The sequence below is a fragment of the Rossellomorea sp. DUT-2 genome (assembly GCF_052665285.1).
Window position 1 is genome coordinate 282,481 of the sequence record NZ_JBQPEO010000002.1, and the last position, 24,071, is coordinate 306,551.

At 40.5% G+C, this 24,071-nt stretch carries 29 protein-coding genes; 5 read left to right on the top strand and 24 right to left on the bottom strand.

Translation table 11 applies throughout. The features are described 5' to 3' along the window. Positions 1-18: 18 nt before the first annotated feature. From ACOSV2_RS07095 to ACOSV2_RS07155, 13 genes are all read right to left on the bottom strand, one after another. Complete coding sequence (locus ACOSV2_RS07095; RefSeq protein ID WP_428974540.1) at positions 19-504, bottom strand: dihydrofolate reductase; 486 nt, start codon at positions 502-504, stop codon at positions 19-21. Beyond that, positions 501-1,295, bottom strand: coding sequence for a thymidylate synthase (locus ACOSV2_RS07100; protein WP_428974541.1), 795 nt, complete (start codon positions 1,293-1,295; stop codon positions 501-503). Before ACOSV2_RS07100 ends, ACOSV2_RS07095 begins: the two co-directional genes overlap by 4 nt. Before the next feature lie 22 nt (positions 1,296-1,317). Continuing rightward, positions 1,318-2,007: an anthrax toxin lethal factor-related metalloendopeptidase gene (locus ACOSV2_RS07105; RefSeq protein ID WP_428974542.1), complete on the bottom strand. Its 690-nt coding sequence runs from the start codon at positions 2,005-2,007 to the stop codon at positions 1,318-1,320. A 313-nt stretch (positions 2,008-2,320) separates the two neighbouring features. After that, entirely contained in the window at positions 2,321-2,917 is a 597-nt protein-coding gene (locus ACOSV2_RS07110; protein ID WP_428974543.1) for a YpjP family protein, read from the bottom strand. Between the two features lie 917 nt (positions 2,918-3,834). Then, positions 3,835-4,620, bottom strand: a complete 786-nt coding sequence (locus tag ACOSV2_RS07115; protein WP_428974544.1) for a class I SAM-dependent methyltransferase — start codon at positions 4,618-4,620, stop codon at positions 3,835-3,837. Between the two features lie 102 nt (positions 4,621-4,722). Continuing rightward, positions 4,723-5,157, bottom strand: coding sequence for a BrxA/BrxB family bacilliredoxin (locus ACOSV2_RS07120; RefSeq protein WP_428974545.1), 435 nt, complete (start codon positions 5,155-5,157; stop codon positions 4,723-4,725). A 23-nt stretch (positions 5,158-5,180) separates the two neighbouring features. Beyond that, on the bottom strand, positions 5,181-6,308 hold the full coding sequence (locus tag ACOSV2_RS07125) for a conserved virulence factor C family protein (RefSeq protein ID WP_428974546.1): 1,128 nt from the start codon (positions 6,306-6,308) through the stop codon (positions 5,181-5,183). Between the two features lie 78 nt (positions 6,309-6,386). Beyond that, positions 6,387-8,273, bottom strand: a complete 1,887-nt coding sequence (locus tag ACOSV2_RS07130) for an ABC-F family ATP-binding cassette domain-containing protein (RefSeq protein WP_428974547.1) — start codon at positions 8,271-8,273, stop codon at positions 6,387-6,389. Next, complete coding sequence (locus ACOSV2_RS07135) at positions 8,270-8,914, bottom strand: HD domain-containing protein (protein WP_428974548.1); 645 nt, start codon at positions 8,912-8,914, stop codon at positions 8,270-8,272. The genes ACOSV2_RS07130 and ACOSV2_RS07135 overlap by 4 nt, the downstream gene beginning before the upstream one ends. A 91-nt stretch (positions 8,915-9,005) precedes the next feature. Next, entirely contained in the window at positions 9,006-9,869 is an 864-nt protein-coding gene (locus tag ACOSV2_RS07140; RefSeq protein ID WP_428974549.1) for a DegV family protein, read from the bottom strand. Positions 9,870-9,913: 44 nt separating this feature from the next. Continuing rightward, complete coding sequence (locus ACOSV2_RS07145; RefSeq protein ID WP_428974550.1) at positions 9,914-10,411, bottom strand: hypothetical protein; 498 nt, start codon at positions 10,409-10,411, stop codon at positions 9,914-9,916. Between the two features lie 28 nt (positions 10,412-10,439). Then, positions 10,440-12,131: a formate--tetrahydrofolate ligase gene (locus ACOSV2_RS07150; RefSeq protein ID WP_428974551.1), complete on the bottom strand. Its 1,692-nt coding sequence runs from the start codon at positions 12,129-12,131 to the stop codon at positions 10,440-10,442. Positions 12,132-12,380: 249 nt separating this feature from the next. Beyond that, entirely contained in the window at positions 12,381-13,055 is a 675-nt protein-coding gene (locus ACOSV2_RS07155; protein WP_428974552.1) for a class I SAM-dependent methyltransferase, read from the bottom strand. A gap of 204 nt (positions 13,056-13,259) precedes the next feature. Between ACOSV2_RS07155 and ACOSV2_RS07160 the strand changes: the two genes are divergently transcribed. Further along, the gene (locus ACOSV2_RS07160; RefSeq protein ID WP_428974553.1) at positions 13,260-13,478 is read left to right on the top strand and encodes a DUF3892 domain-containing protein; all 219 of its coding nucleotides are present in this window, start codon (positions 13,260-13,262) and stop codon (positions 13,476-13,478) included. Between the two features lie 118 nt (positions 13,479-13,596). Here ACOSV2_RS07160 and mntR read toward each other — a convergent pair whose 3' ends face one another. From mntR to ACOSV2_RS07185, 5 genes are all read right to left on the bottom strand, one after another. Continuing rightward, on the bottom strand, positions 13,597-14,013 hold the full coding sequence (mntR, locus tag ACOSV2_RS07165) for a transcriptional regulator MntR (RefSeq protein WP_113970769.1): 417 nt from the start codon (positions 14,011-14,013) through the stop codon (positions 13,597-13,599). 79 nt (positions 14,014-14,092) lie between these two features. Beyond that, the gene (locus tag ACOSV2_RS07170) at positions 14,093-14,968 is read right to left on the bottom strand and encodes a metal ABC transporter permease (RefSeq protein ID WP_428974554.1); all 876 of its coding nucleotides are present in this window, start codon (positions 14,966-14,968) and stop codon (positions 14,093-14,095) included. Continuing rightward, positions 14,958-16,256 carry a metal ABC transporter permease gene (locus tag ACOSV2_RS07175; protein ID WP_428974555.1) on the bottom strand — a complete coding sequence of 433 codons (1,299 nt, stop codon included), beginning with the start codon at positions 16,254-16,256 and terminating at the stop codon, positions 14,958-14,960. The genes ACOSV2_RS07170 and ACOSV2_RS07175 overlap by 11 nt, the downstream gene beginning before the upstream one ends. 15 nt (positions 16,257-16,271) lie before the next feature. Beyond that, positions 16,272-17,018, bottom strand: coding sequence for a metal ABC transporter ATP-binding protein (locus ACOSV2_RS07180; RefSeq protein WP_428974556.1), 747 nt, complete (start codon positions 17,016-17,018; stop codon positions 16,272-16,274). Between the two features lie 18 nt (positions 17,019-17,036). Next, entirely contained in the window at positions 17,037-17,972 is a 936-nt protein-coding gene (locus ACOSV2_RS07185; protein WP_428974557.1) for a metal ABC transporter solute-binding protein, Zn/Mn family, read from the bottom strand. Between the two features lie 382 nt (positions 17,973-18,354). Here ACOSV2_RS07185 and cspD point away from each other — a divergent pair, with 382 nt between their 5' ends. Next, positions 18,355-18,555, top strand: coding sequence for a cold-shock protein CspD (gene cspD / locus ACOSV2_RS07190; protein WP_113970771.1), 201 nt, complete (start codon positions 18,355-18,357; stop codon positions 18,553-18,555). Between the two features lie 72 nt (positions 18,556-18,627). Here cspD and ACOSV2_RS07195 read toward each other — a convergent pair whose 3' ends face one another. After that, positions 18,628-18,804, bottom strand: coding sequence for a zinc-finger domain-containing protein (locus tag ACOSV2_RS07195; RefSeq protein WP_397553940.1), 177 nt, complete (start codon positions 18,802-18,804; stop codon positions 18,628-18,630). A gap of 72 nt (positions 18,805-18,876) precedes the next feature. Continuing rightward, complete coding sequence (locus ACOSV2_RS07200; protein WP_428974558.1) at positions 18,877-19,533, bottom strand: reverse transcriptase-like protein; 657 nt, start codon at positions 19,531-19,533, stop codon at positions 18,877-18,879. A 100-nt stretch (positions 19,534-19,633) separates the two neighbouring features. Between ACOSV2_RS07200 and ACOSV2_RS07205 the strand changes: the two genes are divergently transcribed. Further along, complete coding sequence (locus tag ACOSV2_RS07205; protein ID WP_428974559.1) at positions 19,634-20,311, top strand: queuosine precursor transporter; 678 nt, start codon at positions 19,634-19,636, stop codon at positions 20,309-20,311. Positions 20,312-20,448: 137 nt separating this feature from the next. Further along, a complete protein-coding gene (locus ACOSV2_RS07210; RefSeq protein ID WP_428974560.1) occupies positions 20,449-20,835 on the top strand; it encodes a reverse transcriptase-like protein in 387 nt (128 codons plus the stop codon). A 158-nt stretch (positions 20,836-20,993) separates the two neighbouring features. Here the strand turns inward: ACOSV2_RS07210 and ACOSV2_RS07215 are convergent, their stop codons facing one another. Both ACOSV2_RS07215 and ACOSV2_RS07220 read right to left on the bottom strand, forming a co-directional pair. Further along, complete coding sequence (locus ACOSV2_RS07215) at positions 20,994-21,260, bottom strand: DUF6123 family protein (RefSeq protein WP_113970776.1); 267 nt, start codon at positions 21,258-21,260, stop codon at positions 20,994-20,996. Between the two features lie 34 nt (positions 21,261-21,294). Beyond that, positions 21,295-21,783 carry a divergent PAP2 family protein gene (locus ACOSV2_RS07220; RefSeq protein ID WP_428974561.1) on the bottom strand — a complete coding sequence of 163 codons (489 nt, stop codon included), beginning with the start codon at positions 21,781-21,783 and terminating at the stop codon, positions 21,295-21,297. A gap of 107 nt (positions 21,784-21,890) precedes the next feature. Here ACOSV2_RS07220 and sspL point away from each other — a divergent pair, with 107 nt between their 5' ends. After that, entirely contained in the window at positions 21,891-22,028 is a 138-nt protein-coding gene (gene sspL, locus ACOSV2_RS07225; protein ID WP_428974562.1) for a small, acid-soluble spore protein L, read from the top strand. 60 nt (positions 22,029-22,088) lie between these two features. Here sspL and ACOSV2_RS07230 read toward each other — a convergent pair whose 3' ends face one another. Next, complete coding sequence (locus ACOSV2_RS07230; protein WP_428974563.1) at positions 22,089-22,988, bottom strand: 5'-3' exonuclease; 900 nt, start codon at positions 22,986-22,988, stop codon at positions 22,089-22,091. Positions 22,989-23,102: 114 nt separating this feature from the next. After that, entirely contained in the window at positions 23,103-23,933 is an 831-nt protein-coding gene (locus tag ACOSV2_RS07235) for a sulfurtransferase (RefSeq protein WP_428974564.1), read from the bottom strand. Positions 23,934-24,071: the final 138 nt, after the last annotated feature.

Genomic DNA, 24,071 nt, shown 5'->3' on the forward strand with positions numbered 1-24,071 from the left:
CTTTTATTATCTTCTCATCTATTTACGGACATAAACCTTAAATTCATAGTCGTATGGGTTTTTCTCATCCTTCAATCCTTTAACGGAGGAGATACAGGTGAAATCCTCCCATGGGATGGAAGGCATGGTCGTGTCGCCTTCAAATTCATGATGAATCTCTGTTACATACAGCTTATCTACATGAGGGATAAACTGCTTGTACACTTCTCTTCCGCCCATAATAAAGGTTTCTGAGTCTCTTCCATCCGCCCATTCCAGGATATCCTCCACAGAATGCAGGACAAGACAGCCTTCCGGTTGAAAGCTTGTATTTCTTGTAAGTATGACATTTTCCCGTTTTGGTAACGGCTTACCGATAGAATCAAACGTTTTTCTTCCCATGACGATTCCATGTCCATCCGTCGTTTTCTTGAAAAATTTCAGGTCTTCAGGAAGCCTCCATGGCAATCCATTGTCTTTCCCGATCAAACGATTCTGATCCATTGCCCATATAAAAGAGATCATACACTCACAGCTCCTTTAATATGTGGATGCGGATCATATTCTTCAAGGTTGAAATCTTCAAACTTAAATTCGAAAATATCCTTCACTTCAGGATTGATAGATAATGTTGGTAATGATCTTGGCTCCCTGGAAAGCTGTAAGTTCACTTGGTCAAGGTGATTCTGATAGATATGCACGTCACCAAAAGTATGGACAAACTCCCCTACTTCCAGATCACATACCTGAGCTACCATCATCGTTAATAGAGCGTATGATGCAATATTAAAAGGAACCCCGAGGAATACATCAGCGGAACGTTGGTACAGCTGACAGGATAATTTGCCATCGGCTACATAGAACTGGAATAAGCAGTGGCAAGGAGGCAAAGCCATATGATCTACATCCGCAACATTCCACGCACTTACAATCATTCTTCTGGAATCGGGATTGTTTTTAATCGTATCAATGAGGTTCGTAATTTGGTCAATCGTTTCCCCGTTTGCTCCAGACCATGATCTCCATTGGTGACCGTATACAGGGCCTAACTCTCCATTTTCATCCGCCCATTCATTCCAGATCCGGACACCGTTTTCTTGAAGATATTCAACGTTTGTATCTCCTTTTAGAAACCAAAGGAGTTCATGGACAATGGATTTCACATGCAGCTTTTTCGTTGTAAGTAGAGGAAACCCTTCTTTCAGATCAAAACGCATTTGATAACCAAACGTACTTAACGTGCCTGTACCCGTTCGATCTTCTTTCTTGGTGCCTTTTTCAAGGACATGTTTGCACAAGTCTAGATATTGCTTCACAACGACCACACCTTTTATAAGTTTATAGTTCTTTAAAGAATTGATATGTTGCTGGTGCTCTCTTCTTCAGAAGATTTCTAGTTTCAGAGTTTAAATAATACATTGCAAATGTTTCAGCAAAATATTCTTCTTTGTATTGAAGAAAATAAGGTTCATTCGGGAATACCCGTGGAGCTTCCCTCTTCCAAAGAGGCAAAAATTCCAGCTCGTAATAAAGGTCCGTTAAGACGTAACGATCAATACTGTGAGCGAGTTCATGTAATTCCAGATTTGACGAATTATGACCCTTTCCTTTCTCACTATGACCGATTTTCACTAATACAAGCTTCGATCCACCGATTCCAGGAACGTCATCCCATGTAATACTTTTATTAGTGTACCCTCTTGGGGTCACTCCTTTCAAGTGACTTGTCGTAGAAAAATCGGTTAATTTTTTTTCAAACAGCCTTATTTTGATTTCCTGTGAATTCGTAGACTCTAAGAGTGAGGTGGGAATATGATCTAATCTTTCAATCATTTCCATAGCAGCTGTTTTATCATAAGCAGCTTGTGGCAACAGGACCATATTTTCTAACTGTTTACCGGATTGAAGTTGCAATTGTGCTTTAAGAGGAGAATGCTTTAAGAGGGTTCCGCTGTAGTTGGCTTTTGAGTTGGTCCAGAGAATAATTAGAGTAACCGAAATAGCGAGGATGATGAATATACGCTTCACTTATTGTCCCTCCTTTCTTCTAAGGAAAGTATCATGATGTTATTACTATTTTAACATAATGATAGAGTTGTTTTTAGGAAAGATTGTTTCCAATACCTAAAGCGGAGGCGGCTTGCCAGAGGCGACAAGCATAAGACGAAGATGCCGGGAAGGCGGTTTTTGCCTTCTTGGCAGCTTTGTCTTATGACCTCGAGGGGCAAGCCACCGGAGCTAGATGACACTAAAGCGGAGGCGGATTGCCTATTAGAAACCAAAAAAACAAGCACGCTTGTCCACGTACTTGCTTTCATTCATTTCTATATAATCATAGAGATTACGAAACACTTCTCCATTGTGGCGGAGTGTTTTTATCCCAATATATGCTTCCTAAATCATGGTGAGCTTGAAATTGATCATGCACTGTATGATAGTGAAAATTAAAGTAATAGCCATCTTTCGGCGGATGATCTTTTCTTACATGAAATCGTATGACATCATCACCAGAGCGTTGGTCATAAATATGAAAAATCTTTTCTGTTTTTGCATATTGAGGCACTTCTGAAATAGTAAGTGACGTTAAGTCTTCTTCTGGAAAATGAACAGCTGTATCAGCTATCGCCTTTTCGATCTTAGGAAGGATCAAAGACTTGAATTCGTCTTCAATGACAGGCTTGATCTTAGTCCCAAACTTTTCATAAGCGTTTTTCTCTGCTTGTACCATCATATTCCCTATGAAATCCTCATGGGAAATGGAAGACTCCTCTTCCAGTACTTGTACTTCCTCTGGAACAGATTCAACCGACGAAGGCTTTCCATTGCCTTTTGCCATTGTGTGATTTTGTTCATTGAGAAAGGCTTGTGAAGGGGAAACAAGTCCAAATGTTAGAATGGATAGCAGGATGAAAAACGACTTTTTAAGCCAGATTGACATAGATAACGTCCTTTCCTATGTATTACGTCTATTATTATACTATTTCTTACGGATAAAAAGTGAAAAAGGTTTCATTTTTTTGTAGGATATAAAAATATTTATGTGGTAGTATATTAAAGAGGATACTTTGTAAGGAGGATAACTAGATGGATACAGGACTTATGATCAATATCGGATACTTACTTCTATTAGGTTATTTCGTTGTACTAGGATTTACTGATTAATACTTAGATGATTAGACAGGCTTTGATGCCTGTCTATTTTATTTCTAAATATTTTTCACAACGATCTTTTTTTAACAAAAGGTCTGCTTCGGCTCTGTCAATCAGTATGTGCTGGATGGTGAGGGGAACTTCTTCGCTTGTAGCTAGCGTTCGACCGAGCCTCCTCAGCTTCGCTTCCGGGGTCTCGGCACGACCGTACTTCCGCAGGAGTCTGCGCAGTTCCCCTCACCATCTTTAAGAGATTTTTTAGTGACAGAGCTAAAAGGTGTTAAAATAAAATTTAAATCGAATACAGTATTCTTCATCAGAAGGTAGGGTCCAACAGCTTTCCATAGTCGTTAATGAAATTCAGAATATGTGAAATTTATTAATTACTAATTTACTGTGGGAACTAATACTCGACAACATATCTACATTAGGAGCTAATTTTTGTGTTTTTCTATCCTGCATTAGGCAGTCAAAATATAGAAGCACAGAGTGGATTGTAGCGGAAGACACTTGACTCCTGCGGGAAATAGAGGAAAGGTCGAGACCCCACAGACGGGACGTCGAGGAGGCTCGACTTCCTCCCCGCGGAAAGCAAGTGTCTGGAGCGAAAAGGAACGGTCCCTGTTTTCACACTACCTATTGTTTAATCTATTTTCTTCTTAAGAGAGACACAATCTTTGCGAATAGAGCCTAAATAAAAGACTTTTATACTCGAATGATTCCAAAGTGAAATTTGGCTGAAGGTCTTTTCATGACGTCAAATCCGAGTTCTTCGAATAATGGGGATTGATGGTGTTCTTTTAATACTACCCTCTTTCTGGCAACCCTTATTGCTTCTTCTACTCCTTCTTTTGTTAAGCCTGTATAGCTTGCCCATTGGCGGATCGGGTTAATTCCATGAGAATCTGTTAAGGCTTCTTCAAACATGGGATCAAGGTAAACGACATCTAACGCATCATCAGGTATATTTTTTAATACTTCCTGAAAATGTCCGTTGATGACGCTGATTCGATTCATGGCGCTATTCAGTTCATGTAGTGGAGATACCCAGTCCTGAAGTCCGTGATGAAGGATATGCGAGATATACTTATTCGCTTCGATTCCAACTACTTTCCCCTTTTCGCCCACGATATGGCTGGCGATGATACTATCTGAAGCAAGACCAAGCGTACAGTCCAGGAAACTCATACCTTCTTTAAGGTCAGAAGCTTCTATGAGTGGATCGGTCTCTCCGCGAATGATTCTTTTGATTCGGAAGGAAGCGGAATTAGGGTGGAAAAAGAACGGTTCGCTTTTGTCTTCTCTAGTATGAAGTTCTAATCTCTCTTTTCCAATCACTAAACAGTTTTGTTCATGCAGATTCATATGGTGTAAAATCGATCTCTTTTTTCTGGGGATATAGGGAATATCGAGTACCTCTGATGTTTTATATGCTTTTTCTATGATTTCCTGGTTCGCTCTCCCGCTTGTTGTGACAAACACGATGTACATTCTCCTTTAATGGTACCATTTTGCTTGTACGTTTTTTCTAACATTTATTTATCCTACCATAAAAAGAAACGGATGACAGAGTCACCCGTTTCTTTTTGGTCTTTAGCAATGTTCGTTAAAAGCTGTGGATAAATTGGAAATAATCGATGAAATGTCATGATCTTCAATTTCTTCCCTTGGGATGAAGTGAACGACTTTTTTCCCTTTAAGTAAAGCCATTGATGGGGATGAAGGTTCGTACCCTTCGAAGTACTCCCTCATTTTGGCTGTAGCCTCTTTATCTTGACCAGCAAAGACTGTAACGAGGTGATCCGGTGTTTTTTCATTATTCATGACGGATTGCGTTGCAGCAGGTCTTGCAAGTCCCGCTGCACACCCACATACAGAGTTAATAACGACCAGGGTTGTTCCATCTGCATGTTCCATATAATTCACTACTTCTTCTTCTGTATCCAACTCGTTGAAGCCTGCTTGTGTAAGTTCTTGTCTCATCGGCGTCACTAACTGTCTCATATACTCTTCATATGCCATTGACATCAATCATCAACCCTTTCCCTCTTTTATTGGTGACGTGCTTCGGTCATCTGTTTCCAAACAGATCCTTTTGCTTCTTCGCCACCCTCTATTCGCTCGATGGCCATTTTCACTTGAAGTTTCACTTCGAATTCAGGATCATTTTCCGCTTCCCGTAAGCCACGCAATGCAGATTCATCCCCTACTTCATAAAGGAACATGGCAGCACGCCATCTGACAAGCTTACTCTTATCCTTTAAGGCTTGAATCATTTCCGGAGTGGCTTTTGCAAAACCTAAATCCGAAAGGCAATCGCCCGCCGTTCTCCTTACTGTGACTGACTTATCACGTAAACCCCTGTACAGCAAAGGAAGGACTTTTTCATCTTCAATCATTCCCAAATAGACAACAGCCAATCGGCGAATGGATACTTTCTCGTCCTCCAGGGCTTTTTCCAAGAGAGGTAAATCATTTAATGTCGGATCCTCCATCGCATCCAGCTTCTGATACCTTGTTTGCCAGTCCGGGGCTTCAAAGTCCGCGACACTCACCTTTTGCTTTTTCTTGTAAATGAGAGGTCCCTTGGAATCGGTTGTTTCCTGTGCTTCTTCGACAAGTGCTGCCAGCCTCTCAGAAGGATAGGCTGCAACTAGTTCTTCCGTCACATTGTTCCCAATCTCATCTAAGTCACCGTAGCGGATACCGTAATCTTTCCACTTTCTGAGAAGGACGACATTATCCCCATCTTTTTGAGCCTGACCGATCACTTCCAGGAATGGGGCAGGAAGGGAAAATCGCTTCTCTTGGTCCCCGTCTGCCACCTTTACTTGCATCGGAATTCCCTTGAACATCTGCACGCTAACATTCACTTCACCAAAATGTTCTTCCATGGGAGATTCACTTTCCTGGTCCAGAGTATCTTCACCGAATGCTTTTCTAACCTGTGGCAAAAGCTCTTGCCAATCGAATTTCGCATTCCGTTCAACGGCTAAGAAGTCGGCAACATGATAGACCCCTTTAATGCCGTCAATGGCAAGGATATCTTTAATGACGGGAGGAGCCCCATCCGCTTCATCTTTTTTATAATTATTGCTCTTCCCGGCTTTCATTTCTTGATCAAGAAGAACTTTCATCGTATTAGGACTTGGAGTAGGTTCAATCGATACTATCCTCAAGCTTATTACCCCTTTCTATAAACAATTCGTATACCATCCATTCTAACACAGTATCCATGACGCCTTAAATGAAGAGACTTATTCAGCAAATTCGGAAAGGTAGGTCCATCTCTCAATGAGCTCTTCCAATTGCTCGTTGAGTTTTTCACTTTCGCTCATTAACTGTTGTGCTTTATCAAAATCACTGCCGACCTTTTGCAGCTCAGCATCTGCTTCTTCTATCCTATTCTCGATGTGGGCCATCTTTTCTTCAATTTCGTCCCATTCCCTCTTTTCCATGTAAGAAAGCCTCTTTTTCTCTTTTTCCTTCTCTTCTTTCACGGGAGCAGATTCTTGCTTCTTGACCAGATCCTGCTTCTTACTTTTAGCTTCGTTCTTTTCCAGGTACTCAGTATATTCCCCAAAGTAAAAGTCGATTTGTCCATCTCCATTAAATACCAGTAATTGCTCAGCTGTTTTATCTAAAAAGTAACGGTCATGGGAAACGGTTATGACGACACCTGAAAATTCATTTATATAATCTTCCAGAACGGTGAGGGTTTCAGTATCTAAATCATTCGTCGGCTCGTCAAGCAAAAGGACATTCGGTTTTGACATCAATAGCTTAAGCAAGAAGAGTCTTCGCTTTTCTCCACCGGAAAGCTTTCGGATCAATGTCCCATGTGTACTCATGGGAAATAGGAATCTTTCCAACATGGAAGTAACAGAAATTTGCTCTCCTTTATCCGTCGTGATATATTCTCCTGCGTCTCTTATATATTCGATCATACGCATATTCTCATCAAGTTCTTCATGACCCTGGGTATAGTAAGCGACCTTTACGGTTTGGCCTTTGAGTAATGCACCACTTGTAAGCTCATCGGTTCCGGCAAGGAGGTTAAGAAATGTTGATTTTCCGCTCCCGTTTTTACCTACGATTCCGATTCGGTCTTTAGGCTTAATGAGGAAAGAAAACTCTTCTAATATTCGCGTGTCTTCAAACATTTTTGACGCAGCCTTGAACTCAAATACTTGTTTACCCAGACGGTTTCCTCCTATCGCTATGTCAACCTGGCCGCCTGAGGGACCTGAAGACATCGTATCCTCTAAATGATCGAATCGTTGAATTCGAGCCTTTTGTTTAGTGGTTCTGGCTTTTGCTCCCCTTCTCATCCAGGCAAGCTCTCTTCGATAAAGATTTTGCTGCTTTTCGGATAATTGCCGTTCCACTTCTTCCCTGGAAGCCTTCGCCTCAATAAATGAAGCATAATTTCCTTTGTAGGAGTAAAGGTTTCCTCCATCCAATTCGAAGATTCTGTTCGTTACCCTATCAAGGAAGTAACGGTCATGGGTTACGAGTAACACAGATCCATTATACTTTCCCAAATAATCTTCCAGCCATTTAATGGATTGGTAGTCTAAATGGTTGGTCGGTTCGTCCAGGATTAACAAGTCCGGTGTTTCAATAAGGACGCCTGCCAGCGCGACTCTCTTTTTTTGCCCACCTGACAGCTCACTCATTTTCTTTGAAAAGTCGTGAATTCCCAGTTTTGTTAAAATGGATTTCGCATTTGCACTTGCGTCCCATGCGTGAAGGATATCCATTTGCTTTTGAGCTTCAAATAAATCTTCTTGAATTCGAGGATTTTCTGAGTTGTTCTCCATATCCATAAGGGCCATTTCATAATTCCGCATAGCTTGAATGATTTTTGCTTCCCCACGAAACACTTGTTGTATCACGGTTAAATTCTTATCAAATGCAGGCTCTTGTTGAAGGTAGGCAATATGATAATCGCCAGGCTTCGAAAGCTCTCCGGTATCGTATTCTTCCATCCCGGCAATGAGTTTCAACAGGCTTGATTTACCCGTTCCATTCACCCCGATCAGTCCGACTCTTTCTTTCTCAGTTATCGAAAACGATATATCTTTAAACAGAGTTTTCTCTCCATACGTTTTAGAAAGATTCTCAGCTGTTAACATTCTCATTCTTGACCAGTCCATTCTTTATTAAATTGCTCTAAAAACCGCAGCATGAAAGCATGACGTTGCTCTGCCAGTTTTCTTCCCGTTTCCGTACACATTAAGTCTTTCAGCTTCAATAACTTTTCATGAAAATGATGGATACTGGAACTATCCCCATTTCTGTACTCCTCAAGGGTCATCTCCGTCCTTACTTGAAATTCAGGGTTATACAGTGGTCGACCTTTTCTTCCTCCATATGCAAACGTTCTTGCGATCCCGATGGCACCAATGGCGTCAAGACGATCGGCATCGCGCACGATTTTCGCTTCTAACGATGTTAACACTGCTTCGTGACCACCCTTATAAGATATGGAATAAATAATCGATTTCAGTAACTTCGTTTCAGTTTCCGTTAGTGAGATGGTGGATAGGATGTGATCCAGCCTTCTCTTCCCCTCTTCTTCTTCCACGAACTTATCATCCGGTACATCATGTAGCAATGCAGCCAGCTCGATGATATATGTATGGGGTACATTTTCTTCCCTGGCAATGATCAGTGCCTGTTTTCGTACACGATCCAAATGATACCAATCATGTCCTGTAGACTCACCCAGGTACTCACGTTTTAAATAGTCGATTATACCGTCCAGCTTTTTCCGCTCCATGGTCATCTTCTCCTCTATTGTACCAAATAAAATCCTCTAATCAGAATAAAAAGGAGTGGATGTATGTTTCTACACATCCCTCCTTTCTCTACTAATTCTCTTCGTTATCTCCAAACCAGCTTATTCCGATCGTATTTGCGCCGGCATGCACTCCAATTACAGCCCCCAAAGGATAGGCCCCGAATTCTATCTCCGGGTACGTTTTTTTCAATTGTTCAATCCATTCTAAGGCATCTTCCCGGTTTAATCCGTGTAAAACGGATACTTTCTTTATTTTTTTCACAGATAGAGCTTGATCTAAGCGATCGCTCATGCTCGTCAATCCTTTTTTTATACTTCTTACCTTGTCCTTCACTTCAAGTTTTCCATTCTCTATTGCAAGCATAGGTTTTACATTAAGAACACTTCCAAGGAAGAACGAAAGCCCGCTCATTCGTCCACTTTTATGTAGTTGCTCTAAGCTGCCCACCATTACATAGGTTTCACAAGAAGCGATTCTTTCTTCAATGGCTACTTTAATTTGAAGTGGGTCTTTCCCTTCATGCAACAATCTTTGACCGAACAGGATCAATTCTGTCAACGGATTGGAAATGACCTTCGAATCTATACAGATAATGTTCGGTAGTGTATCCTTTAACAGCTCTGCAGCTTGATGGGCAGATGAATATGTGCCGCTAAAATGAGAAGAAACATGAATCGAAAAGATATAATCATAGTCCTTGGATAATTCTTCATACAACTCTTTAAACGTCCCGATTGAAGGTTGTGAGGTTTTCACCTCTACTTTTTCTACCTTTAATTTCAAGAACAATTCTTCCGGAGATAAGTCTACACCGTCTTGAAACTCCCGCTCCCCAAAAAGTATATTCATTGGAACGATATAGATGTGATTTTCTTTACTACTTGAATGAATTGGTACAAATGCTGTGCTATCTGTTACCCAGGCTATTCTCATTGTAAAATCCCCTTTTTCTATATAGTGATGAACTCTTTTTAGTACTAGAAGTCTATTCGATCAAGCTGTTGTAAAGTATCAACCGAAAATGAAATCATTTGAAGAACATCATCCACCATTTCTTCAGTAATGACTCTATTAAAAGTCAGAACCCCCTCGTAGGCAGTCGGATGAAGAGAAGATGTAACTTCTTTCCATTCCCAATTTTTATCCTTACTCCATGTTTCTTGAAGAAACGACCGGCAATGGTGCAACTTCTCATCTCCCTTATAGACGATGAGGATGTCAGCTCCTGCCGAATTCATTTCTGTCATCATCTTCCTCTCTGCCAGAAAATGACCCATATCAGCTTTCAAATGAAATTCTATCGAAATGGATTTCTTGTAAGGTAATGAATAGTGTATTTGATAACATCGTTCATAGTGGGCAAAGTCAAATAAATCCTTCCGGTCAAGGATTTGGATTTCACCTGTTAAATCAAGATCATAGACAGCTCCCTCAAAGACTACCTTTAAGTTATCAAATGCTGTTGGATCAAACATGTTCTCCTCTCCTTTCAAACCTCAATGACTAAAATAACCCTACAGCCCTGCCGTCATCATCCACATTCATTCCGAATGCAGCCGGTTTTTTTGGCAGGCCTGGCATAGTCATTACTTCTCCTGTTAATGCAACAATAAATCCGGCTCCGATTTTCGGCTTAAGCTCTCTGATTGTGATCGTGAAACCTTCAGGCCGCCCGAGTTTAGATGGATCATCGGATAAGGAATATTGTGTCTTATCCATACAAACGGGCAGGATCCCCCATCCTTGATCTTCAAATTGCTGGAGCTGCTTCCGTGCTTTCACCGTGTAATCTACTTCTTTCGCTCCATAAACCTTACTCGCAATCGTTTCAATTTTAGATTGGAGTGAATCAGAAAGTTCATATAGGCGAGAAAATTCTTTCGTGTTCCCTTCGATCTCATGCAACACCTTTTCGGCTAAGTCTCTTCCACCCTCTCCACCTTTAGCCCATACATCGGTTAGTGAAACTTGCACTCCCAAATTTTCGCACCACTTGATAAGGGTCTGGATTTCGTCATCACTATCCGTCACAAATCGATTAACGGCAATCACATAAGGTACGTTGAAATGATCTAATGTTTCCATGTGCTTCTTCAGATTAGATAATCCTTTTTGCAAAGACTGAAGGTTTTCAGCTTGCAGATCACTTTTTTCTTGACCTCCATGCATTTTCAGAGCACGGATGGTGGCTACTAGCACGATGGCATCCGGGGCTAAGTCTGCAGCTCGAGATTTGATATTCAGAAACTTCTCGGCTCCTAAATCAGCACCAAATCCAGATTCCGTCACAACATAATCAGCCAGCTTAAGGGCTGTTTTGGTCGCCATGACACTATTACACCCATGGGCGATGTTTGCGAATGGACCGCCATGAATAAGGGCGGGAGAATGTTCGATCGTTTGAACGAGATTAGGTTTTAAGGCATCCTTTAACAATAATGTGAGTGCACCTTCAACTCCTAAATCTTCGACGGTAACCGGTTGTTTGGTAAAATTGTATGCGACAACCATTCTTCCAAGCCTTCTTCTTAATTCCTCAAGATTTTGAGATAAACAAAGAACTGCCATAATCTCAGACGCCACTGTAATATCAAATCCGTCTTCACGGGGAACACCTTGCAGGGGTCCACCTAAACCAACGATGATTTGTCTAAGGGCACGGTCATTCATGTCCAGAGCCCGTTTCCATACAATCCTTCTTTGATCGATATTCAATTCATTTCCCTGATGGATATGATTATCTATCAATGCGGCTAAAGCGTTGTTGGCAGTCGAAATCGCGTGGATATCACCTGTGAAATGAAGGTTGATATCCTCCATGGGCAAAACTTGGGAATACCCTCCTCCTGTTGCTCCGCCTTTGATTCCCATCGTTGGACCAAGTGATGGTTCCCTCATGGCAATGATCGTGTTTTTATTTAATTGATTTAACGCATCCCCCAGTCCGACGGTAACCGTTGATTTCCCCTCGCCTGCCGGAGTCGGGTTTATCGAAGTTACAAGGATTAATTTCCCATTGGCATGGTCCTTGAGTTTATGTATCGCTTCATAAGATAATTTCCCTTTGTATTTACCATAAAGCTCTAAATCATCTTCTGTGAGACCGATTTTTTTCGCAATGTCCAGGATCGGTTGCATAGTAGATTGTTGAGCAATTTCAATATCTGATTTCACTTTTTTCTTCGTTGTCGTCACTTGAACTCACCTTCTAGTTTCATATTTACAGTTAAGCAGCATGTACTTTTATTTCATTCAATCTTTTACAAAATAGCATGCATTTCCCTAAACTTTACTTTCAAACAATTTGTACACTGTAACTATAGTATTTCTTTATTTTACACTATAAATCAACCTTATCTCTTTTGAATTTTACATCTACACCATTATTGTCTTTCCTAATAAAAACATGACCGTTCCTCACACTTGAGAATCGATCATGTTTTTTTATTTTTGGAACATAAACAAGGTCATAAAGGTTAAAGCCTGTTTTAATTCATTTGTAAGATTCTCTGTTAAGGACGGCTTCACAGCCTTTTTGTAGACCCAGTCTTCATCGACCTTCTTCCACCCTTTTTCACTAGCCAGTTTCTCTAATTCCCAGGGCATCATTGTATTACAAATAACTTCCTTTCCATGAAGACGTGGAAAGGCATTATCTCTGGGGTGAGCAGTGGGACCTAATAAACCAATACATATGTACCCATTCGGAGTCACAACCCGTTCGATTTCGTTTAGAGTATGTAAGGGATTTTCAGTCCATTCAACTGAATTAATCGCCATGATGGCATGAAATTGTTCATCTTGAAATGGAAGGGATCGCAAATCACCCTGGAGAAATGATAGTTGGTCCTTCTCTTGTTTCTTCGCTATTTCAACCATTTTCTCAGAGAAGTCCATCCCTGTGACTTCATACCCCTTCTTATATAACAAGTAGGAACCATACCCGTCACCACATCCTAAATCAGCTACACGGTTCCCATTATCAATATGTTTAGTAAAGAATGGGATGATCGCTTTCCTGCTTCCACTCGTCCACATTTCAACACTTCGTTCGTGCCAGTGATCTGCATTGTCTTCCCAGCGGGTTTTCGCACTTGTATGCCATTCTGAATTCTTCATATGTACACCTCAATAATTTTTCTCTTTAGTTCTATATTCTCATTCCATCAGCGAAAATCCTTCTTTCCAAGAGTGAAGACTTGGAGAACGTTGAATAAATAATAATATTATGTAAACTTATAAGGCGAATTGCCAAGTCGATTATGTTTTCCAACCTTTTTGTCCATACTATTTCTATAATCAGAACAAGAAAGGTGATGTTGTATGGAAGAGATTTCTAAAGTTCAACGGAACTACCATGGAGATATTATCAGTTTCCAAACTTCTTCTGGCCGAATAATCTCCTATCGAAAAGCTGTATTGGAAGCTTCTGAGGGATTACTTCAAGGAGTGACCTTGAATGAGAATGAATGGGGAGAAACAGAAATATCAAGTATGTCCGTTGATGGCGGAAGCTTTAATGACTATCCTTCCATTTTTTGATCGGGAACCTTTTCCGGACACGTGCACTGAGAATAAAACAGTACCTAAATACAACAAAAAGGACTTTCATGCCATGTGCATGAAGTCCTCTTGTCTTTGTTCCAGTAATCATGATTGTTTATTCACTACGATTCTGAATGGTTCGAAGTTCTTCTACCCGGTCCTTCTCTTCATCGAAGAATTGGACGAGATCTCCAATACGATCAATGGAATCCCAGCTTAGGTGGTGTTCGATTCCTTCTACGTCTTCATAAATATGCTCTTCTTTCACTCCAATTACACGAAGGAATTGTTCTAACAGTTCATGTCTATATACTAAACGCTTTCCTACTTTGTTTCCTTTTGGAGTCAGAACAAGCCCGCGATATTTCTCGTAAATGAGATAATCGTCCTTATCTAACTTCTGCACCATTTTGGTAACTGAGGAGGGGTGAACAGATAAAGCTTCTGCTATATCTGATACTCTGGCATAACCTTTGTTCTCAATTAACATATAAATCTGTTCTATATAATCTTCCATACTTGGTGTAGGCATTCTGTACCCTCCAAATTTCCATAAATATCATTAAAAGTTTACTATAACTACAGAATGAATACAACCCAAGCACTTTAAATTACTCCTCTGTCAATCGCTGATTTAAGAACCTGGATATCAACCCGTATTTCGGTGATAACATCCATACGATGAAGAAAACAAGTCCTGCGGCCACTGCCATTGCACCGGAAATGGACACATCGAACATCTTTGCCCCGTAATATCCGATGATGCTGTCAAAGACTCCAATGACCCCGCTTAATAGAAGCATCACTTTATATCGGTTCGTAAGTAAATATGCTGTAGCACCAGGGGCAATGAGCATCGCTACCACGAGAATCGCACCAACGCTATCGAATGCGGATACAGTCGTAACGGATACCAGACCCATTAAGATATAATGAACCGCAAGTACCGGGATACCGATTGCCGCTGCCATACTTGGATCAAAAGAGGTTAATTTAAACTCTTTGAACAGAAGGAAAATGATAAGGATATCCAATAGCAATACAGATCCCAGCATCACAACTGATTTAGGAATGTCCCCAAGTATCGGCAATGACAAGGTATTCCAAGGGACGAATGCAATTTCACCCATTAAGGCATGCTCCACATCCAAATGAACATTTTTAGCAAACAATGAAATGAGGATGACCCCTACAGCAAACAGGGAAGTAAACACTACACCTATTGCAGCATCTTCCTGGATCCCGCTGGAATTCAATAACTGAACCATAAAGGTAGTCAACAATCCAGCCACTGCTGCACCGATCAACATATAAAATCCATTCATGCTTTGGCTGACAATGAATGCCATAACCAATCCGAGGAGCACGGTATGACTGATTGCATCTGCTAACATCGACATCTTTCTCAGGATTAAGAAACATCCTACGATGCCACAGGATAAACCTACTAAACTACCAGTCAGAAGAATCCATAATTCATAACTCATACCCTTGCCCCCCTCTTCTACTTGACATTTTTACGTTTAAGAAAGGATATTGCCTATATATATCTGACATTTTCATTTGCAGCTTTGTGAGTTGCTCTTTTGATAACGTCTCTTTTTCTTCCTTTTCAATCCAATGAATATCAAGTGACCCCAACTCACTCGGGTACATTTCTTTCAGTTCCATGATTTCATCAACAAAGCTGAATTGCTCCGCTTTCATTAGCCCTGATTTAGAAATCGTCAATATTCCATCCTCTTGACCCAGATAACCTTTTTTCATTAGATGCTTCAAAACCCGGTTAAATCTTAATTTAGAAATATTGCTTTGTTGATATAATTGATCTAAACGTATCGTTCCTTTACCTGATTCATACATCTTTTTCAAAATAAAGCGCATAGCCAGTCGATCATCATTTTTCAATCTTTTCAATGTAACCGAGATTAATCCGCGCTTCGGAGAGAACAGCATGGATATGATAAAAATAACTGTGGCCGTCAATACAATGAAGGGGCCGGTCGATAATCCTTTACCAAGGGTACTGATCAGCGTTCCCACTATTCCTGATAAGCCTCCGACAATTCCTGAAATAAAGACCATAGTCCGCAATGAGTCCGTCCAGTATCTTGCTGATATGGCAGGAGTGATCAGCATAGCCGCCATCAGGATGACACCTACTGCTTGAATACCGATGACAACCGTAATGACTAACAAGGAAACAAAAAGAAAATTCAAAAATCCTACGGGAAGCCCGATTCCCCTCGCGAATTGAGGATCAAAGGTACTCACCTTAAATTCTTTGAATAAAAGTGACGTAATAATGATTAAAGCCGCTGCCGTTAAACCCATAAGCTGAACATCTCTGCCCACCAAGGAGGCTGCCTGCCCAAAGATGAAATCATCCAAACCGCTTTGGTTACCAGTAGGCATTTGAGCGACTTTTGTTAAAAGGACAATGCCTAAACCAAAGAATACAGACAATACCAAACAAATGGCCGTGTCTTCTTTTATTCTCGTTGTGTTCGTAATGAGTTGTATCGTGTATGCAGCAAGGAGCCCCGTGGCAGCAGCACCAATCAATAGTACAAAGAAATTTTTCTCACCCATGAACATAAATGCAAAACAGATTCCGGGCAATGCTGCATGGGCGACCGCATCCCCTATTAAGCTTTGTTTCCTTAGTAAAGCAAAGCTGCCTAAAACTCCGCTCGCAATCCCCAGTAATAAGGTACTCAATAATACCCATTGTGTATTTCCGTCCGTTAAAATCGATTGCCATAAATGATTCATCTTATTCACCTCTTTCTATGGATGAAGTAACATTTTATCCTTTTCCAGGAAAGATAATTTCCCTCCATAGGTTAGTTGTAAATTCTCTACGCTAAACACATCTTTCGTTGGACCATAGGCGATCGTTTTTCTATTCAGTAACAGCGTCCAATCAAAATACTCTGTAACAGTTTGCAGGTCATGATGAACAACCAACACGGTCTTGCCTTGTTCCTTTAATTCGTTCAATAAGGATATGATCGCTTTTTCCGTTGCAGCGTCCACACCAACAAATGGTTCATCCATGAAATAAACTTCCGCTTCTTGAGCCAATGCCCTGGCAAGGAAAACCCTTTGCTGTTGCCCCCCTGATAGCTGACTTATTTGTCTTGAGGCAAATTGAGTCATCCCTACTTTATCGAGACACTCCATGGCAAATTGTACATCTTTCTTTGATGGTCTCTTGAACCATCCTAAATGACCATACCTCCCCATTAATACAACATCCAGTGCATTTGTAGGGAAATCCCAATCTACAGATCCTCGCTGAGGGACGTACCCAACTAATTTGCTTTTAGGGGAATACGCTTTTTCGAAGATTTTGATATCGCCGGACGAGCGGGGAATCAAACCCAGAATGGCTTTAATTAATGTGGATTTCCCTGCACCGTTAGGACCTACAATTCCGATTAATCTCCCTTTTGGAACAGAAAACTCTACGTCCATCAAAACCGGTTTTCTATGATACGCAACGGTTAAGCCCTTAATATCTACTGAATTCATGGTATCGCCTCCTAAGACTTACTTTAGTCCCTCTACAATCGTATCGACGTTATGCTTATACATACCGATATACGTTCCTTCTTCCGTTCCTTCTTTCCCCATGGCATCTGAGAATAATTCCCCGCCTTTTTCGACTTCATGGCCTTTATCTTGTGCCCCTGCTATAACCGCGTTGATCGATTTTTCAGAGATACTTGATTCTACAAACACCGCTTTGATGTTTCTGTCTACCAATGTATTTACAAGGGACTGTACATCTGCTAATCCATATTCAGCATCTGTACTCAGACCTTGTAATCCCATAACTTGAAGATCGTATTTTGCTCCGAAGTAATTAAATGCATCGTGAGCTGTTACAAGAACTCTTTGTTCTTCTGGAATCTTTGACATTTCTTCCGTAGCATATGCTTTCAGTTCATCTAATTCCCCAAAGTACTTTTCAGTATTTCGGATGTAATCTTCTTTGTTTTCAGGATCTTTCTCGATTAATCCGTCCCGCACTTGCTCCAATGCAATTTTCCATAAATCAATATCGAACCACACATGTGGGTCTGTTGCCGTATTATCTGCCTGATCTTTACGCAGCTTATCTTTAGGTATACTATCAGCGATTGCATAAGTCGGTTTTTCCTTGTTCATTTTTTCGAAGATCTCAAGCATTTTCCCTTCTAAATGGAGACCGCTGTAAAAAATAATATCTGCTTCCTGAAGTTTGCCAATATCCGACTGTTTAGCTTTGTAAAGGTGAGGATCCACTCCAGGTCCCATTAAACTTTGAACCTCTACATGCTCTCCTCCAATATTTTTAACCGCATCCCCTATTTGCCCTATTGTTGTCGTAACGACTATTTTATCGTTTTTAGTATCAGTGGTAGTTGCTCCACAGCCTGATAGGATAAGTCCTGCCGCTAAAATAAGGATCATCCCGACAAGAGCCATTAATCTAATTTTCATGTTTGATCTCCTCTCCAACTTATATGATTTTGATATCTACTACATCTACCTTATTCATGAAACTTATATATGTTCACTTTTTTTTACACAAGTAATTTCTTTTTTATAAGACTACAAAAGTTTCCTTAGTGCAAGAAAAGTTTCCTTAGTGCAAATTTTATTTCCTTACTCAATATTTGTCAATACATATTAACCAAATTGTTTAAACATTTCCGCAAAAAAAGGTGGGAATGTTGACTCAAAAATCGTCATATTGTATAGTAAAGACATCATTGAATTGAACGATTTTCATGCTTTTTTCTAACGTATGAGAGTCAATCATTTCGTGAAAACTATTTTCCAGAGGCACAAACGTGCTTGAACGATTTAGGAGGATTCGAAAATGCAAAATGGTAAAGTAAAATGGTTCAACAATGAAAAAGGGTTTGGATTCATCGAAGTTGAAGGTGGAGAAGATGTATTCGTACATTTCTCAGCGATTCAAGGCGAAGGGTTCAAAGCATTAGAAGAAGGGCAAGAAGTTTCTTTCGACGTTGTTGAAGGAAATCGCGGACCTCAAGCAGCAAACGTAGTTAAATTATAATCGTTCGAACAATATAGCATACCAAAGGGCAGCAATTCTTAGGTTCACCTAAGAATTGCTGCCCTTTATTTTTCAATTCAATTTTTGTCCGAAATTCCGAATTTGTTCTCCTATGGTGCATTTTTCTATACAAAAGCGGTGAGCATAGGTTTTTCCATACTCTTTGCGAAAGTGTGCTTTAAGTAAGCAGTCGTTGCAGTAGGTGTCTATGAGCTCATCCACTTTATCCACCACTTCTTTTCGATTCATGTGATCACTCCTAAGCTTGTTCGAAGGCATACTGTGTATGGTTATTTATAGAGTATATAATTGGGAACGAAATTATTCTATTCGTTTATTGCTGTGGACTTTTGTCCCTTGTAAGGCTTGATTGGCCAACTTATCCGCTTCCTTATTATCTTTTCTATTCAGCACGGACCAATGGATTTTCAATCGAAGCTTTTTGATCAGTGCTTCAATACGATCGAGCCACCGACTCAAGCCCTCTTCATAACAAGGCCATTCCCCTTCCAACTGTTTTATGACCACCTGGGAATCTCCATTAATCGTACAAGGGGCATTTTTTACACCGATTTCATCAAGTAATCCGAGGGCGATATGTAAAGCTGCGTATTCTGCTTCATTATTATTTTCAATTTCCTCGAGGAGTTCATTTTTTCTGATTCTAAAAGATTCTCCACCTTTATCGTAATAGATGACAATCCCTGCACCGGCAATGAGTGATTCCTTATCAAACCCTCCGTCGAAATACACAACGATGTTTTCTGGTTCCTTATCCAATTGCTGATTCAGTTTGATAAATTCCTTTCTTGACCACGAATTCCCCATTTCATCTATGATTTCAAGATCATGGACTCTTCCGGTTTTCATCAGATCATCGATATGAATCATTGTTTCTTTTCTTGGGAAGTAGTTGGATTCAAACCATATACTCGACGCTGTTTTGTTTGCATATTTAAATTTTAGTTTCATTTCCATAATCATTCACTCCTTTTTCTTCATATGATTGTTCATTTTTGCTTTTATTTGTATAATGAGGACTATTGTTTTATTAACATCTTTATTAGGAGGACTTTATATGTTTAATATATGGTTTGGATTGGTCTTCGTTCTCATTACATTCTCTTTACTACTGATTATGTATCGAATGTTTGGACGAACCGGACTGTTTGTATGGATAGGGGTATCCACGATACTAGCTAACTTACAGGTCGTTAAAACGATTGAAATTTTCGGGTTGACAGCTACTTTAGGGAATGCCATGTACGGGACCGCTTTTTTAGTAACGGACATCCTTAACGAAAAATATGGAAAGAAAGAAGCCCAGAAAGCGGTGTGGATGGGGTTCTTCACTTTAATCGTTATGACTATTATTATGCAGCTCGTGTTAGTATTTCAACCACATCCTGAAGATTTCGCCCAAGAATCTCTGGCAACAATCTTTGGGATCATCCCTAGAATTGCTCTGGGAAGCTTAGTCGCTTACCTCGTGAGTCAATTAACGGACGTGTATATCTTCACTTATTTAAAGAGGAAATTCCCTTCTGATTCACAGTTTTGGATTCGTAATAACGGAAGTACGATGGTGAGTCAGCTATTGGATACTCTTGTCTTCACAAGCATCGCTTTCCTGGGAGAATATCCGATGGATGTCTGGTTTGAAATTTTCATTACTACCTATCTCCTCAAATGGGTCATATCCATTATTGATACCCCATTTGGTTATGTGGCAAAACGATTCCCTAAAAATGTGTGATCGTTGGTTGTAGGCGGGGACACTGGTTATCCCCGGCTATTCTATTGAAGGGAGGGATTAAGGATCCCTTCTCCCTACCTTCTATTTAATGTGCTACTATAATAATATTCTAAAGATGTATTTTGAGGTGAACTCATATGATTGAAGTGAATATTGATGGTGCAAGTGCTGGTAGCCCAGGGCCAAGTGGAGCCGGAATATTGATTAAACATAACGGGGAAGTAGAAAAATTTTCTATTCCTTTAGGAGTCATGGATAATCATGAAGCTGAATTCATGGCATGCAAGAAAGCTCTGGAGATCTGTTTAGATAAACATGCTGATACCGTGTGGCTGAAGAGTGATTCTCAAGCTGTCGTTCATGCGATTGAGAAAGAGTTTGTACGGAATGCTCAATATAAGCAGTTACTCCATGATATATTGGACATGACGAAGCAAATAGACCTTTTCTTCATAAAGTGGATACCCAGTAAGGAAAATAAAGCGGCAGATGAGCTGGCCAGAAAAGCCATTCATCTGAACTAGAGGCGGATTCATTTGGCTCGGATTACTGATATGGCCTTGGACTGCAATCATTCTGTTGGAGGGAAATAGGAGGCCGATTAGCGGCTCTCCTATTTTTTATGGTGAGCAATAGGAAAGACCACCAAAAAGGAAACAACACTTTTGGGTGGTCCCGTGTCTTATGCCAAGCCCTGTTTCTCCATCCATCTCAGCGCTTCTTTTCGGGATGCGATGTTTTGGGAATGAAGTCTTTCTAATATGGACATGTAAAAACTGCTATCGAATTGTTTTTGAGCTTTTAATGTGATTTCAATGGCGCTATTGACCAGTTCATCCGGGGCATCTGTGTATTTTTTGCCAAAATAGATGAAGCCAATTGCGTCTTCTTGAAATTTGAAGCCTTTATTTTCAAGATCTATGAGAAATTCTTCAGTTGTCTTTTTCACGTTTCTCCTCACCTTATCGCCTCTTTGTCTCCTCTTATCTTACAGAAATTTTTTTCTTTTGCCTATCCTTTTTCGAAAACAGGAAGGCAATGTAGCCCATAAACGAACCGAGTAATGCTCCTCCGACTACTTCTTGAGGTTGATGCCCCAGCATTTCTTTCAGGCGCTTTGGTTTTTTCTCTTCGAATTCTACCGCTTCTTTATCATGAGCTTTGCGAACGAGCTCATCTAAACTATTCACTTTAAGGGTCAGCTCACCTGTTTGTCTTCGAATTCCTTGTGCATCGTACATGACGATTAGACCAAAGATAAATGAAAGAGCAAAGTCAATCGTTCTGACACCCCTCTTTAAAGCTATAAATGTCGTTAAAGAAGCAACTCCTGCACTATGAGAACTTGGCATTCCCCCCGTTTGGAAAAACAGATCAGGCTTCCATTCCTTCTTTTTTAAAAAGTGCAGTGGAATCTTCAGACCCTGTGCGAGAGCAATACTAATAAGTGCTGTAACAATCCCTTTATTCACCCTAACACCTCCCTGTCTTTAGTTTGTCCTAAAATTCTCTGCACATAGGATATTTATTATGAACATAGCCAAAATAATAGTGATTACAGTAAAGGAGGGGTTTCGGTATGACAAAAGGAAATAACAAAAACAAAGGTAAAAATGCCAAAAGCGTGAATCCACAAGGGATATCCCAGGATGCAGAATTTGCCATGGAGCCAAAGAGCCAATTGGAAAAAGATGCTAAGAAATCGAATACAAAGTAAGCATTTCCACATAAAAGAGTGTCAGGGGCCAAAACAGATCCCTGACACTCAATAAATCGGCTAGCTTGTGGCAACCATCACATTAGAACCTACCAAATATCTTCTTAGCACCTTCAACTCTAAGTCATCCACAAAGGAAAGCGTTTCATGGGCAACGTTATTCCACTGAGCTTCTTCTATCGAAACGGATAGAGGCACACCGCAGTGAATCTCAGCTAACTTTCTTGAAACATGAAGCATGTCCAAGTCGGCTTCAATCTTCTTCCGTTGAGATGGGGTTAACTCGTGCAGATGATCGAGAATACCTGAGATATCGTTATATTGTTGAATCAGCTTTAATGCCGTTTTCTCTCCGATCCCTTTTACCCCGGGATATCCATCACTTGTATCACCCATTAATGCTTTCACATCAATGAATTGCTGAGGAGTAATTCCTCTCTCTTCCACAAAAATATCTTTCGTATAGGTTTGATAGTTACCAAAGCCTTTTTTCAGGAGCATAATATCAATATTGTCGTCCAAAAGCTGCAGGAGATCCTGGTCACCGCTCAGAACGGATACTTTGCGATCGGTTTGATGAATTTTGGCAAGTGTCCCGATACAATCATCTGCTTCGTAACCAACTACACCCACATTCGAAAGATTGAATCCTTCTGCCACCTCTTTTGCAAGATCAAATTGAGGGATCAGTTCAACAGGTGGTGCATTTCGATTCGATTTATAGTCATTGAATACTTCATTACGGAATGTCTGACTCCCCATATCCCAGCATACTATGATATGTGTCGGCTTCACATGGTCCGCTGCCATCAGTAAATGCTTCATAAACCCCTGAACTCCATTGGTGGGAAGTCCTTTTGAGTTCATCATGAATTGACCCGTTACGGCTGTTGCAAAAAAAGATCGAAATAATAGCGCCATACCATCTATAAGTAATAAATGCTCATTTTTATTATTCAATTCATACACTCCTCATCGCTCATTCTCGTTTTTGTTCACTTTATAAAGTATAACATATACGAATAAATAGCTAATTGGAAAAGTGATGAACCTTTTCCAATTAGCTATTCGCCATTATTCCTTCTCCACCTTGTGATTCTCATAGGACACCCAATCACTGTAGCTTCCAACATAAAGTTTCACAGTATGGAATCCTGCTTCCTTAAGTGCAATGAAATTCGGTGTCGCTGTTACACCGGATCCGCAATAGACAATCACCGGCTCATCTTTGTTAAGATGAGCGAAGCGATCATTCTGCTGTTCTCCTTGAATAAAATACCCTTCCGTCATACCATCTGTCCATGGTAGGTTGATCGCCCCTGGAATATGACCCGGAATGCGGTCTATCGGTTCTTCATGGCCTAAGTATCTTTCTCTGCTACGGGAATCGATTAATGGGATGTCTCGATCCCCATTTGCAATGCTCCTCACCTCATCCAGAGAAGCCGCGATGGTTTCGTTAAAGCTTGGACGATAGCTTTTCAGAGGAAACACAGGAACGGTCGATTCTGTTTTCCCTCCAGCCTTTTTCCAAGCTGCAAACCCACCATTTAAGATATATACCTTCTCATGTCCGATGTATTGGAACAACCACCAGCACCGGCCAGCGAATGCACCTTCCTTTTCATCATAAATGACGACCGTTGTATCATTATCAATACCGACGTCCTCCACCTTGCGCAAAAAGTTCTTCATATTCGGAAGGGGATGGCGCCCCCCATGCTTTTTCACATATCCTGATAAATCCTTTTCCAAATCGAAAAAGACGGCTCCCGGAATATGACTCTCTTTGTACCGCTCCCGCCCCTCTGCCGGGTTTCCCAGAGAAAAACGACAATCAATGATTCTTAGGTTCTCATCATGAACATGCTCACTTAGCCAATCCGTATCGATAATTGTCTTCATGATATTATCCCCCTCTTCTTCATTAACGTCAGTACTTCCTCCTTAGGTTCCCAGCAAGAAAATTGATAAGTGGTTTTGGTTTCATAGCCCAGTCGGGAACAGAAATAGGAGGTCTTCTGTTCAGTCTTGACACCTTGA

Excerpts from the sequence above, each read along its gene's own strand:
- ACOSV2_RS07095 (WP_428974540.1), bottom strand. The coding sequence starts at position 504 with ATGATCTCTTTTATATGGGCAATGGATCAGAATCGTTTGATCGGGAAA.
- ACOSV2_RS07110 (WP_428974543.1), bottom strand. The coding sequence starts at position 2,917 with ATGTCAATCTGGCTTAAAAAGTCGTTTTTCATCCTGCTATCCATTCTA.
- ACOSV2_RS07115 (WP_428974544.1), bottom strand. The coding sequence starts at position 4,620 with ATGTACATCGTGTTTGTCACAACAAGCGGGAGAGCGAACCAGGAAATC.
- ACOSV2_RS07120 (WP_428974545.1), bottom strand. The coding sequence starts at position 5,157 with ATGTCAATGGCATATGAAGAGTATATGAGACAGTTAGTGACGCCGATG.
- ACOSV2_RS07130 (WP_428974547.1), bottom strand. The coding sequence starts at position 8,273 with ATGAGAATGTTAACAGCTGAGAATCTTTCTAAAACGTATGGAGAGAAA.
- ACOSV2_RS07135 (WP_428974548.1), bottom strand. The coding sequence starts at position 8,914 with ATGGAGCGGAAAAAGCTGGACGGTATAATCGACTATTTAAAACGTGAG.
- ACOSV2_RS07140 (WP_428974549.1), bottom strand. The coding sequence starts at position 9,869 with ATGAGAATAGCCTGGGTAACAGATAGCACAGCATTTGTACCAATTCAT.
- ACOSV2_RS07145 (WP_428974550.1), bottom strand. The coding sequence starts at position 10,411 with ATGTTTGATCCAACAGCATTTGATAACTTAAAGGTAGTCTTTGAGGGA.
- ACOSV2_RS07155 (WP_428974552.1), bottom strand. The coding sequence starts at position 13,055 with ATGAAGAATTCAGAATGGCATACAAGTGCGAAAACCCGCTGGGAAGAC.
- ACOSV2_RS07160 (WP_428974553.1), top strand. The coding sequence starts at position 13,260 with ATGGAAGAGATTTCTAAAGTTCAACGGAACTACCATGGAGATATTATC.
- mntR (WP_113970769.1), bottom strand. The coding sequence starts at position 14,013 with ATGCCTACACCAAGTATGGAAGATTATATAGAACAGATTTATATGTTA.
- ACOSV2_RS07170 (WP_428974554.1), bottom strand. The coding sequence starts at position 14,968 with ATGAGTTATGAATTATGGATTCTTCTGACTGGTAGTTTAGTAGGTTTA.
- ACOSV2_RS07175 (WP_428974555.1), bottom strand. The coding sequence starts at position 16,256 with ATGAATCATTTATGGCAATCGATTTTAACGGACGGAAATACACAATGG.
- ACOSV2_RS07180 (WP_428974556.1), bottom strand. The coding sequence starts at position 17,018 with ATGAATTCAGTAGATATTAAGGGCTTAACCGTTGCGTATCATAGAAAA.
- ACOSV2_RS07185 (WP_428974557.1), bottom strand. The coding sequence starts at position 17,972 with ATGAAAATTAGATTAATGGCTCTTGTCGGGATGATCCTTATTTTAGCG.
- cspD (WP_113970771.1), top strand. The coding sequence starts at position 18,355 with ATGCAAAATGGTAAAGTAAAATGGTTCAACAATGAAAAAGGGTTTGGA.
- ACOSV2_RS07195 (WP_397553940.1), bottom strand. The coding sequence starts at position 18,804 with ATGAATCGAAAAGAAGTGGTGGATAAAGTGGATGAGCTCATAGACACC.
- ACOSV2_RS07200 (WP_428974558.1), bottom strand. The coding sequence starts at position 19,533 with ATGGAAATGAAACTAAAATTTAAATATGCAAACAAAACAGCGTCGAGT.
- ACOSV2_RS07205 (WP_428974559.1), top strand. The coding sequence starts at position 19,634 with ATGTTTAATATATGGTTTGGATTGGTCTTCGTTCTCATTACATTCTCT.
- ACOSV2_RS07210 (WP_428974560.1), top strand. The coding sequence starts at position 20,449 with ATGATTGAAGTGAATATTGATGGTGCAAGTGCTGGTAGCCCAGGGCCA.
- sspL (WP_428974562.1), top strand. The coding sequence starts at position 21,891 with ATGACAAAAGGAAATAACAAAAACAAAGGTAAAAATGCCAAAAGCGTG.
- ACOSV2_RS07235 (WP_428974564.1), bottom strand. The coding sequence starts at position 23,933 with ATGAAGACAATTATCGATACGGATTGGCTAAGTGAGCATGTTCATGAT.